Genomic DNA, 11,696 nt, shown 5'->3' with positions numbered 1-11,696 from the left:
TGGGCTGCGGCCTCGCTCGTCTCCGCGGCGGTCTCGCCGGCCCGCGTGGCCGGCGCGTCGGCTGCCGGCTCGGGCTGCGCCGTCGGCTCGGCCGCTGCGTCGTCCGCGACCGGTGCGGGCGGCTGCGTCGGCTCTGCGTCCGCGACGGCGGCGCGCGGCTCCAGCGGGAGCGGCCCGGCGTGCGTGCGGATCAGCGTCTCGAACTCGGGGCTTGACTGCTCGCTCACTCGACCTCCACGCCGGTGATGATCACGTCGGAGGCGGGACGACCGGTGCCGTCCGCTCCCACGCTGTTCGGGTCGACGCCGCCGGCGCCGATCTGCTGCAGGATGTCCATCCCGCCGGTGATCTCGCCGAACACCGAGTAGCCGCCCGCCTCGTCCGAGGGCAGCGGCACGTCGGCGTAGACGAGGAAGAACTGGGAGCCCATGCTCTCGCCGTCGTTGCCGGCGCGCGCCATCGCGACGGTGCCGGCGGGGTAGAGGTCGTCCTCGGGAGCGTTCTCGATCGGGCCCCAGGTGTAGCCGGGGCCACCGGTGCCGGTCGCCGTCGGGTCGCCGCACTGGAGCAGCGCCCCGGGCATCAGCCGGTGGCACGCGGTGCCGTCGTAGAAGCCCTCGCGCGCCAGGAACACGAAGTTGGCGACCGCCTGCGGCGCGTCGGCGCCGTGCAGCACCATCGTGATGTCGCCGACGTTGGTCGTGAGCGTGACGTCCCAGTCGCGGTCGAGCGAGTCGCTGGCCGGTGGCGGCGCCGCGTACTGCTCCGGGATCGTCGTCGGGAGCGGGTCGAGCGTGGCGTCGGCGGCGGGATCGGTGGTCGAGGTGCCGTCGGTCGGGCTCGCCTCGGGCTCCGCTCCGCGGTCCAGCAGCACGATCGCGCCGATCAGCGCGGCGAACCCCAGCACCGTGAAGAGGATGACCAGTCGTCGTTCTCGCCGCAGCCGAGCAGCGCGAGCTGCCCGGGCTGCCGACTTCTCATAGCGTCGTCGCGCATACTCGCGCTCGCGCTTGCTCGGCACCTGACCTCCTCGCCGGCGCCCCCTCGCGGGGCGCTCCTGTGGGCCGGCGGTGAGCCGAAACCCGGCCACAGTCTAGGCAAGGCGTGCGCGCCCGCCCCGCCTGGGAGCGCCCGCGCAGGTCACGGTGTGGTCACAACCGGGCCCGCGGCGGAGCCCGACGAGGCCCGCCGGGACGCGTCCGGGCGCCGTGGGTGACCGGGCCCCGGGCCGCCGTCCCGGCCCTCGCCCGGCGTCCGGACGGCGTGGGTCGGGGTGGCAGGATGACGGGCATGGCTCGCCCCGCACCGCTGTCAGGCTTCCCCGAGTGGCTCCCCGAGGGCAGGACCGTCGAGACCCATGTGCTCGACGTCCTCACCAGCACCTTCGAGCTCTACGGGTACGCCGGCATCGAGACCCGCGCGGTCGAGCCGCTGGAGTCGCTGCTCAGCAAGGGCGAGACGTCCAAGGAGGTCTACCTGCTGCGCCGGCTGCAGGCGGACCCGGACGAGGCAGCAGCGGCGTCGGACCAGCTCGGCCTGCACTTCGACCTGACCGTGCCGTTCGCGCGCTACGTCGCCGAGCACGCCGGCAGGCTGACGTTCCCCTTCAAGCGCTACCAGGTGCAGAAGGTGTGGCGCGGCGAGCGTCCGCAGGACGGCCGCTTCCGCGAGTTCACCCAGGCCGACATCGACGTCGTCGCGCCCGACGCGCTGCCCGCCCACTACGAGGTCGAGGTCCCGGTCGTGATGGCCGCCGCCTTCGAGCGGCTCCGCGCCGTCGGCGTGCCGCCGGTGCGGATCTCGGTCAACAACCGTCGTGTCGCCCAGGGCTTCTACGAGGGGCTGGGGATCGCCGACGTCGACGGCACCCTGCGTGTGATCGACAAGCTCGACAAGATCGGCGCCGACGGCGTCCTGCGAGCCCTGCAGGAGGAGATCGGCGCCGACGAGCGCCAGGCGCGCGCGTGCCTGGAGCTGGCCTCGATCAGCGGCTCGGACGCATCGGTGGCCGATGCGGTGACCGCGCTGGGGGTGCGCACCCCGCTGCTCGAGCAGGGGCTCGAGGAGCTCGTGCGGCTGCTCGAGTCGGCCCACGCCCAGGTGCCGGGCGTCGTGGTCGCCGACCTCAAGATCGCGCGCGGCCTCGACTACTACACGGGCAGCGTCTACGAGACGACGCTGCTCGGTCACGAGTCGCTGGGCTCGATCTGCTCGGGCGGGCGGTACGACTCGCTCGTCTCCGACGGCAGCCACACCTACCCGGGCGTCGGCATGTCGGTCGGGGTCAGCCGGCTGGTGTCGCGGCTGCTGCGCGAGGACCTCGTGCGCGCCAGCCGGAGCGTCCCCACCGCCGTGCTGGTCGCCGTCGTCGACGAGGGCACGCGGGCGGCGAGCGACGCGATCGCGGCGCGGCTGCGTGCGCGCGGCATCCCCACCGAGGTCGCGCCGACCGCCGCGAAGTTCGGCAAGCAGATCCGCCACGCCGACCGCCGGGGCATCCCCTACGTCTGGTTCCCGGGCGAGGACGGCGACGGCGAGGTCAAGGACATCCGCAGCGGCGACCAGGCCCCGGCCGACGCCGACACCTGGCAGCCGCCGGCGCAGGACCTGCGCCCGCAGGTGCTCCCGACCGGCTGAGCCTCAGTCGCGGTCGCGGCGCGGCGCCGTGCGACGGTCGCCGTGCGACCGGTCGAACCGCTTGCCGCGGGGGGCGTCAGCGAACCGCGCGTCGCCGGACCCCTTGCGGTGCGGGCGACCGGGACGGCCGCCGTCCGGGCGGATCTTGAGCGCCTGACCCGCGACGCGCGCGGTCCCGATGCGCTTGCTCGACTCCGGCGACAGCGGCGAGGACAGCTCGACGAGCGAGAACGAGGAGAAGATCTCGATCTTGCCGACGTCGGAGCCGTGCAGGCCGCCCTCGCCCGTCAGCGCGCCGACGATCGCGTTGGGGCGAGCGCCGTGGTTGCGGCCGACGTCGACGCGGTAGACGTTGCCCCGAGGGCGGCCGTGCTCGCCGCGGCTGGGGGAGTGCCGGTGCGACTGAGCGGCGTCGTCGCGACCCATGGACGCGCGACGCGCGGCGCGCGCGGGGGAGTCCTCGACGAACCGGGTCTCCTCGGGGCGCGGCGCGTCCTCGTCGCGGGGCTGCGGTCCCGTGTCGCCGACACCGAGCGCCAGCAGCGCGGACGCGACGTCGAGCGGGTCGCCGCCGTGCTGGGCGAGCATGATCGCGACCCGCTCGCGGTACAGCTCGAGGCGACCGCGCTCGAGCCGGGCCGGGAGCTCGGCGAGCAGCGCGTCGGCGCGGTGGGCGCTGACGTCGGCGGGCGTCGGGATCGCGACCTCGGTGAGCGTCGAGCGCGTCGCCTGCTCGATCGTGCGCAGGCGGTACCGCTCCTTGGGGGTGAGGAACGTGAGCGCGGTGCCGGTGCGACCGGCGCGGCCGGTGCGACCGATGCGGTGCACATAGGCCTCGGTCTCGCGCGGCACGTCGAAGTTGACGACGAGGCCGATCCGGTCGACGTCGAGCCCGCGGGCGGCGACGTCTGTCGCGACCAGGACCGAGAGCGTCCCGGCGCGCAGCCGCTGGACGATCCGCTCGCGCTCGTTCTGCGGCACGTCGCCGCTGATGGTGGCGGCGTTGATGCCGCGCGCCACCAGGTCGGCGCCCAGGTCCTCGGCGGTCTGCCGGGTGCGGACGAAGACGATCGCGGCCTCGGCGTCGGTCGTGGCCAGCACGCGTGCGAGCGCGCCGGTCTTGTGCCGCAGCGGCACGACGGCGTAGGTCTGCTCGATCGCCGACGTGGTCGGCTCCGACGGCGTCATCGAGACCTCGACGGGGTCGGTCATGTGCGTGCGAGCCACGCGGCGGATCTCGCCGGGCATCGTCGCGGAGAAGAGCGCCGTCTGCCGCTCGGCAGGTGTGCTCTCGAGGATGGTCGCGACCTCCTCGGCGAAGCCCATGCGCAGCATCTCGTCGGCCTCGTCGAGCACGAGGGTCCGCACGCCGGAGACGTCGAGCGAGCCCTTGCCGATGAGGTCGATGACCCGGCCGGGGGTGCCGACGACGACGTCGACGCCGTCGGCCAGTGCACGCAGCTGCGGGCCGAACGGCGCGCCGCCGTAGATCGCAAGGGTGCGGATCCGCAGTGGCGCCATCGTCCGCAGCGCCTCGCTCACCTGCAGCGCGAGCTCGCGTGTCGGGGTGAGCACGAGCGCTTGCACGCCGGCGCCGCGCTCGGTGCGCGGCTGCAGCCGGGCGAGCAGCGGCAGCCCGAACGCGGCGGTCTTGCCGGTGCCGGTCTGGGCGACGCCGACGAGGTCGCGACCGCTCAGCAGCGCGGGGATCGAGGCCGCCTGGATCTCGGTGGGCTGGACGAACCCGAGCGCGGCGATCCGCTCGAGGAGCGGCTCGGGGAGACCGAGGTCGAGGAAGGAGGGCAGAGGTGAGGACACAGGAGCACGCTTTCGTGGCGGACGGGCCGCGAGAGCTGTCCGTGCGCCTCGTGGAGCGTGACAGGTGGTGCGGCAGAGCAGCGGCGGCGCACACGAGCAGGCGACCGCAGGAGCCCTCAGTCTATCGGCGCACGGCCCGCCGCGGGAGGTGGCGGCGCTGTGACGCGCGACGCAGTCGCCGTGCCGGCGGGGACGGTCCCCGGCGGAGCGGTCAGCGCGCGAGGACGAGGTCGGCCGCCGCCTCGGCGTGCACGGTCATCGAGTCGAGGACGCCGATCGCGACGTCGTCGGGGGAGACGAGCATCTCGATCTCGGTGCAACCGAGCACGACCGCCTGCGCGCCGCGCGCGGCGAGGTCGGCGACGACCCGGAGGTAGCGCTCGCGCGAGGTGGGCGTGACGAGGCCTTGCGTGAGCTCGTCGAAGATCACCCGGTCGACCTCGGCGCGGTCGTCGGTGCCCGGGACGACGACGTCGAGGCCGTGGTCGTGCAGCCGGTCGACGTAGAAGTCCTCCTCCATCACCCACCGGGTGCCGAGCAGACCGAGGGTGTGCCAGCCCTGCGAGCGCGCACGGGCCGCGATCGCGTCACCGATGTGGAGCAGCGGCACCTCGATGCTCGCCTGCACCGCCTCGGCGACCCTGTGCATGAGGTTGGTGCAGATGAGCACGGACTCGGCGCCCGCCTGCTCGCAGCGACGGGCCGCGTCGGTCAGCAGCTCGGCGGCGCGCTCCCAGTCGCCGGAGACCTGGCAGGCGCGGATCTCTGCGAAGTCGAGCGACACGAGCACCAGCGGCGCCGAGGCGTGCCCGCCGAGGCGTTCCTGGACCCGGGTGTTGATCACCCGGTAGTACTCCGCGGTCGAGTACCAGCTCATGCCGCCGACGAGACCGATGGTGCGCATGCGGCGATCCTGCGCTCCTGCCCGCCTCCAAGGAAGCCCGGTGTTGCTGTGAGACGCCATAAGCAGACGTTATGGTCGGGTCGTGGACGCGCGGCGACTGCTCATCTTTCGGGAGGTCGCGCGGGCGGGCTCCATCAGCGCGGCGGCCCGTGCGCTGGGGTGGACCCAGCCCGCGGTCTCGCAGCACCTGCGCGCGCTGGAGCGCTCGGTCGGGGCGGCGCTGCTGCTGCGCGGCGCAGGCGGCGTCGAGCTCACCGAGCCGGGCCGGGTGCTGCTGGCGCGGGCCGACGCCGTCGCGGCGCAGCTGCACATGGCCACCGAGGAGATGGCCGAGCTGACCGCGCTGCGCCGCGGACGGGTGCGGCTGGCCGCCTACCCGTCGGCCGCGGCCACGCTCGTGCCCGCCGTGCTGGCGCGGCTGCGGACCGCGCACCCCGACATCGACGTCGAGCTCACCGAGGCGGAGCCCCCCGAGGCGCTGGCGCTGCTCGCCGCGGGCGACGTCGACGTCGCGCTGACCTTCTCCTACGGCCCCGAGCCGGAGACCGCGCCCGGGCAGCGTCGGCTGCCGCTGGGGGAGGAGCCGGTGCTGCTGGTGCTGCCGGAGGACCATCCGCTCGTCGCCTCCACCGACACGGACGGCACGATCGGCACGGACGGCACCGGCGAGACCGAGGGCACCGACGGCAGCGGTGGGACCGCCGCTGCCGGGCTGGGCCTCGCCCGGCTCGCCGAGGAGGACTGGGTCGTCGGCTGCGAGCGGTGCCGCGCGCACACCCTGCAACGGTGCGACGAGGCCGGTTTCCGACCTCGTGTGCGGCACGTGAGCGACGACTACGTCGTCGTTCAGAACCTCGTCGCGCTCGGCCTCGGCGTCACGCTGCTGCCGCGCTCGGCGCTGGCCGCCTACCGCCACCCGCGCGTGCGGACGCTGCCGGGGTACGGGTCGAGGCGGCTCGCCGCGGTGCTCCGTGACGGCGCGGATTCGGTGCCCGCCACCGCGTCGCTGCTGCGGGAGCTGGTCCGGCTGGCATGATCGCGCTCATGGAGACGGAGCTGCTCGCGATGCGCTCCGCCGTCGAGAGCGCGCGCTACCTGCTCGAGGCGCCCGGAGCCGCCGAGGCGCGGCGGCTGCGGGACGCGGTGCTCAACCAGCTCGACGACTACGTCGTGCCGCGCTTCGCCCAGCTCGACGCACCGCTGCTCGCGGTCGTCGGCGGCTCCACCGGGGCGGGGAAGTCGACGCTCGTCAACGCGCTCGTGGGCGACGTCGTCACGCGGCCGGGCGCGCTGCGCCCGACGACGCGCGACCCGGTGCTCATCCACCACCCCGAGGACGCTCGCTGGTTCGAGGGCCAGCGCATCCTGCCCGGGCTGCCGCGGGTGCACGGCGACGGCACCGCGCCGGCGGCGTCACCGGCCGCGGACGCCGACGCCGGGTCCGCGCTGCGGCTCGTCGCGCACCTGGGCGTGCGGCAGGGGCTCGGCCTGCTCGACGCGCCCGACGTCGACTCCGTGGTCGACAGCAACCGGCACCTCGCCGCTCAGCTGCTCGCTGCCGCCGACCTGTGGATCTTCGTGACGACCGCCAACCGCTACGCCGACGCGGTGCCCTGGGAGCTGCTGCGCGACGCCAGCGCGCGCGACGTGGTCGTCGCGATCGTGCTCGACCGGATCCCGGCGGGCGTGATGGACGAGGTCGCCTACGACCTCTACCAGATGCTCGGTACCGAGGGGCTGGCGCGGGCGCCGCTGTTCCTGCTGCCGGAGCAGCCGCTCGGACCCGACGGGATGCTGCCGGCCGAGTCCGTCGCCGGGCTCCGCGGCTGGCTCGACACGCTCACCTTCGACGCCGTGACGCGCTCCGCCGTCGTGCGGCAGACGCTCGCGGGCGCGACCCGCCGCGCCGCCGAGCACGTGCTCGATCTCGCCGACGCGCTCGACGAGCAGGCCGCGACCCGCGCGGACCTCCGGACGCGGGTCGAGCGGGCCTACACGACCGAGGCGGTCGCCGACGCGCTCGGCGACGGCTCGCTGCTGCGGGGCGAGGTGCTGGCTCGGTGGCAGGACTTCGTGGGCACCGGCGAGCTGTTCCGCAGCCTCGAGGCCGGTATCGGGCGACTGCGCGACAAGCTCGGGGCGTTCGTCACCGGGCGCCCGCAGCCGGAGGAGCAGGTGCAGCAGGCGATCGGCGAGGGTCTGCACGCGGTGCTGGTGGCGGCCGCCGACGAGGCCGCGGAGCGGGCCCAGACGGCGCTGCGCGCCGACACCGCAGGGCGCGCGCTGCTCGCGGGCCGCGACTGGACGCGTGCCACCGACGGCTTCGAGGACCGCGCCGCGACGACGATCCGGGACTGGCAGACGTTCATCGTCGACCTCGTGCGGACCGAGGGCCGCACCCGCCGCACCGGCGCGCGGGTGCTGGCGTTCGGGGTCAACGGCGTCGGCGTCGTGCTGATGATCCTCGCGTTCTCCGCGACCGGCGGCCTGATGGGCGCCGAGATCGCGATCGCCGGCGGCACCGCCGTCGTCGCGCAGAGGCTGCTCGAGGCGATCTTCGGCGAGGAAGGGGTCCGGCGGCTCGCGCGGACGGCGCGCGAGGACCTGCTCGCACGCGTGGACCGGCTGCTCGCCTCGGAGCGGCAGCGGTTCCTCGACCTGCTGGTCGAGGAGGGCGCGGGCGCGGACGACCTGCGCGCGAGCGCGCGGGCGGTGCTCGACCGGGTGACGGCCGCGTGAGGGCGCGCCAGGGCCTCGACGCCCGGCTGGCCGGGCTGCGGGAGGCGGTCGACGCGCTGTCGCAGGTCCCCGCCGAGATGCTCGGGACGACCGCGCCGCTCGAACGAGCACGCGAGGTGCTGGGCAACGTCGGGCGGCGGCGGGAGCTCTCGGGCGACCACACGGTCGTCGCGCTGGCCGGTGCGACCGGCAGCGGCAAGTCCTCGCTCCTCAACGCGCTGGCCGGTGTCGACGCCGCGACCGTCGGCGCGCGACGGCCGACGACGGCGCACCCGCTCGCGGTGCTGTGGACCGGCACCGAGGTCGACCCGGCGGCGGCGCGCCCGCTGCTGGAGTGGCTCGAGGTTGGCCGCACCCACGAGGTCCCCGCGGGCACCGGGGGCTGGGTCGACCCCGACGCGGTCGCGGGGCTGGTGCTCCTCGACCTGCCCGACATCGACTCGGTGCAGGTGGAGCACCGGCGGCGCGCCGAGCGGCTGGCCCGGACCGTCGACGCCCTCGTCTGGGTGCTCGACCCGCAGAAGTACGCCGACGCCGTCGTGCACACCGAGTTCCTGCGTCCGATGGCCCGCTACGCCGAGGTGACCGTCGTCGTCCTCAACCAGGTCGACACGCTCGCCGAGGCCGACCGGCCCGCGGTGCTCGCCGACCTGCGTGAGCGGCTCGTCGAGGACGGGCTGCGCGACGCGACGGTCCTCACGACGTCGGCGCGCACCGGCGAGGGCGTCGACCGGGTGCGCGAGGTGATCGCCGACCTGGTGCGGCGCCGGCAGGCCGCTCAGGCCCGGCTGGCGGCCGACGTGGCGACCGTGGCCGAGGCGCTGGACGACGCCTACCACGCCGACGTGCCCCGCGAGCTGCCGGCACCGACCGAGCGCACGCTCGTCACCGCGCTGGCGAGCGCCGCAGGCGTGGACCGCGTGGCCGAGGCGGTCGCGGGCTCCTACCGCTACCGCGCCGGCCGACGCACCGGGTGGCCGCTGCTGCGCTGGCTGGGGCGGTTCCGCGCCGACCCCCTGCGGCGGCTGGGCCTGGGTCGTGCCGGCCCGGCCGGCCCGGTCGACCCGGACGCACCGGTGACGACGATCACGTCGGTGCCCGCGGCCTCGCCCGTCGAGCGCGCCCAGGTGCACACCGCGCTGCGCTCGCTCGGCGACGTGGCGGCGGGCGGCTCGCGCGACCCCTGGCGCTCGTACCTGCGGGCCGGGGCGACGTCGCGGGCCGCGACGGTGCCGGACGAGCTCGACCAGGCGGTGCTCCGCACCCGGCTCGACGACCGCGACGGGCGCTGGTTCGGGCTCGTGGGCGTGCTGCAGTGGCTGGTGTTCGCGGTGTTCGCCGCGGGCGTGCTGTGGCTGGGCGTCTACGCCGTGCTCGGGTACCTGCGCATCGAGATCGGCTGGGTGCCGCAGGTCGGTCCGGTCCCGGCCGACCCGCCGCTGCCCGCGCTGCCCGCGATCCCGTGGCCGACCGTGCTGCTGGTCGGCGGCGCCGTGCTCGGCCTGCTGGTCGCGCTGCTCTCGCGCGCCGCGGCGGCGCTGGGCGCCCGACGGCGGGCCGCGCGCACGCGCACCGCGCTGCGCCGCTCGATCACCGAGACCGCGCGCACCGGGGTGCTGGCCGAGGTCGCCGCACGCGCCGCCACGGCGCGCGCGTTCGCCGACGGCGTCCGGGCGGCCCGCGGGTAGGCCGGCACCCGGACCAGCCCGTCGCGGCGGGGGCGCGGGCGCCAGGTGGGAGGCCGTAGCATGGGCGGTCGCTGAGAACCCAGCGCCACGCACCGTCGAAGGGACCTCCTCCGTGCTCCGCACCCACAACGCCGGCGAGCTCCGCGCCGCCGACATCGGCTCCACCGTGACCCTCACCGGGTGGGTGGACCGCCGGCGGGATCACGGTGGGGTGGCGTTCGTCGACCTGCGCGACGCCTCCGGCATCGCCCAGGTCGTCATCCGCGACGAGGAGGTGGCGCACCCGCTGCGGTCGGAGTTCGTGCTGCGCGTCGTCGGCACCGTGCAGGCGCGCCCCGAGGGCAACGAGAACCCGGCGCTGGCGACCGGCGAGATCGAGGTGATCGCGTCCGAGGTCGAGGTGCTCAACGCCTCGGCGCCGCTGCCGTTCCAGGTCTCGACCGGTGCGCCCGAGGAGGGCGGCCAGGTCGGCGAGGAGACGCGGCTCAAGTACCGCTACCTCGACCTGCGGCGGCCGGCCCCGGCCCACGCGATCCGGCTCCGCGCGAAGGTGAACCAGGCCGCGCGGCGCGTGCTCGACGAGCGCGGTTTCGTCGAGGTCGAGACGCCGACGCTGACCCGCTCGACGCCCGAGGGCGCGCGTGACTTCCTCGTGCCCGCGCGGCTGTCCCCGGGCTCCTGGTACGCGCTGCCGCAGAGCCCGCAGCTGTTCAAGCAGCTGCTGATGGTCGGCGGCCTCGAGCGCTACTACCAGATCGCCCGCTGCTACCGCGACGAGGACTTCCGCGCCGACCGGCAGCCCGAGTTCACCCAGCTCGACGTCGAGATGAGCTTCGTCGAGCAGGACGACGTCATCGAGGTGGCCGAGGACGTGCTCGCCGCCCTCTGGTCGCTCATCGACGTCGAGATCCCGCGCCCGATCGCCCGGATGAGCTACGCCGACGCGATGACCCGGTACGGCACCGACAAGCCGGACCTGCGGTTCGGCGTCGAGCTCGTCGACCTCACCCAGTACTTCGCGAGCACCCCGTTCCGGGTGTTCCAGGCGCCCTACGTCGGCGCCGTCGTCATGCCGGGCGGCGGCAACCAGCCGCGTCGCACCCTCGACGCGTGGCAGGACTTCGCGCGCCAGCGGGGCGCGAAGGGCCTCGCGTACGTGACCGTGAGCGACAACGCCGAGCTCGGCGGCCCGGTCGCGAAGAACCTCTCGGACGCCGAGCGCGACGGCCTGCTCGACGCCACGGGCGCCGCTCCCGGCGACTGCATCTTCTTCGCCGCCGGCCCCGCGAGCAGCTCCCGCGCCCTGCTGGGCGCGGTCCGCCTGGAGATCGGGCGCCGCTGCGAGCTGATCGACGAGGACGAGTGGTCGTTCGTGTGGGTCGTCGACGCGCCGTTGTTCAAGGCCGTGGGTGAGGACGACGACGTCGCCGTCGGCGGTGGCGCCTGGACGGCGGTGCACCACGCCTTCACCTCGCCGCGTCCCGACTGGATCGACCGGTTCGAGTCCGACCCGGCGAACGCGCTGTCCTACGCCTACGACATCGTCTGCAACGGCAACGAGATCGGCGGCGGCTCGATCCGTATCCACCGCCGCGACGTGCAGGAGCGGATCTTCCGTGTCATGGGTCTCACCGAGGCCGAGGCGCAGGAGAAGTTCGGGTTCCTCCTCGACGCGTTCGCCTACGGCGCGCCGCCGCACGGCGGCATCGCGTTCGGCTGGGACCGCATCGTGGCGCTGCTGACCGGCAGCCCCTCGATCCGCGAGGTCATCGCGTTCCCGAAGTCCGGCGGCGGCTACGACCCGCTGACGCAGGCGCCCGCCCCGATCACGCCGGAGCAGCGCAAGGAGGCAGGGATCGACGCCCTGCCCGAGAAGGCCGGCGCGACCGAGTCCTGAGGACCGCGACCGT

Annotated in this window: 8 protein-coding genes and 1 pseudogene; 5 read left to right on the top strand and 4 right to left on the bottom strand. The window is 75.1% G+C overall.

The features are described 5' to 3' along the window. Together GPA02_RS10875 and GPA02_RS10870 are read right to left on the bottom strand one after the other, a co-directional pair. Window positions 1-227, bottom strand: a pseudogene (locus GPA02_RS10875) (hypothetical protein); the annotation flags it as partial. Then, entirely contained in the window at window positions 224-907 is a 684-nt protein-coding gene (locus tag GPA02_RS10870) for a peptidylprolyl isomerase (RefSeq protein ID WP_240133991.1), read from the bottom strand. The pseudogene GPA02_RS10875 and the gene GPA02_RS10870, both read right to left, overlap by 4 nt. Before the next feature lie 383 nt (window positions 908-1,290). Here GPA02_RS10870 and hisS point away from each other — a divergent pair, with 383 nt between their 5' ends. Next, on the top strand, window positions 1,291-2,637 hold the full coding sequence (hisS, locus tag GPA02_RS10865) for a histidine--tRNA ligase (protein WP_156199946.1): 1,347 nt from the start codon (window positions 1,291-1,293) through the stop codon (window positions 2,635-2,637). Between the two features lie 3 nt (window positions 2,638-2,640). On the opposite strand, the gene GPA02_RS10860 is transcribed toward hisS, so the two are convergent. After that, window positions 2,641-4,455: a DEAD/DEAH box helicase gene (locus tag GPA02_RS10860; protein WP_240133990.1), complete on the bottom strand. Its 1,815-nt coding sequence runs from the start codon at window positions 4,453-4,455 to the stop codon at window positions 2,641-2,643. Between the two features lie 211 nt (window positions 4,456-4,666). Then, complete coding sequence (locus tag GPA02_RS10855; RefSeq protein WP_156199944.1) at window positions 4,667-5,359, bottom strand: aspartate/glutamate racemase family protein; 693 nt, start codon at window positions 5,357-5,359, stop codon at window positions 4,667-4,669. 82 nt (window positions 5,360-5,441) lie between these two features. On the opposite strand from GPA02_RS10855, the gene GPA02_RS10850 reads away from it, so the two are divergent. From GPA02_RS10850 to aspS, 4 genes are all read left to right on the top strand, one after another. Beyond that, window positions 5,442-6,395 (top strand): LysR family transcriptional regulator, encoded by a 954-nt coding sequence (locus GPA02_RS10850; protein ID WP_156199943.1) that lies wholly within the window; start codon window positions 5,442-5,444, stop codon window positions 6,393-6,395. Window positions 6,396-6,403: 8 nt separating this feature from the next. Next, window positions 6,404-8,098, top strand: a complete 1,695-nt coding sequence (locus GPA02_RS10845; protein ID WP_162457753.1) for a GTPase domain-containing protein — start codon at window positions 6,404-6,406, stop codon at window positions 8,096-8,098. Then, entirely contained in the window at window positions 8,095-9,786 is a 1,692-nt protein-coding gene (locus GPA02_RS10840; protein ID WP_240133989.1) for a GTPase, read from the top strand. Before GPA02_RS10845 ends, GPA02_RS10840 begins: the two co-directional genes overlap by 4 nt. 112 nt (window positions 9,787-9,898) lie before the next feature. After that, entirely contained in the window at window positions 9,899-11,683 is a 1,785-nt protein-coding gene (gene aspS / locus GPA02_RS10835; RefSeq protein ID WP_156199941.1) for an aspartate--tRNA ligase, read from the top strand. Window positions 11,684-11,696 lie beyond the last annotated feature (13 nt).

Source organism: Actinotalea caeni (genome assembly GCF_009733795.1).
In the GTDB taxonomy this organism is placed as follows: domain Bacteria; phylum Actinomycetota; class Actinomycetes; order Actinomycetales; family Beutenbergiaceae; genus Pseudactinotalea; species Pseudactinotalea caeni.
Note: the sequence above shows the minus strand (reverse complement) of the source record. Positions and strands in the feature narration are given on the sequence as shown.

What these genes read in the sequence shown, in the direction of transcription:
- hisS (WP_156199946.1), top strand. Translation starts at nt 1,291, where the DNA reads ATGGCTCGCCCCGCACCGCTGTCAGGCTTCCCCGAGTGGCTCCCCGAG.
- GPA02_RS10855 (WP_156199944.1), bottom strand. Translation starts at nt 5,359, where the DNA reads ATGCGCACCATCGGTCTCGTCGGCGGCATGAGCTGGTACTCGACCGCG.
- GPA02_RS10845 (WP_162457753.1), top strand. Translation starts at nt 6,404, where the DNA reads ATGGAGACGGAGCTGCTCGCGATGCGCTCCGCCGTCGAGAGCGCGCGC.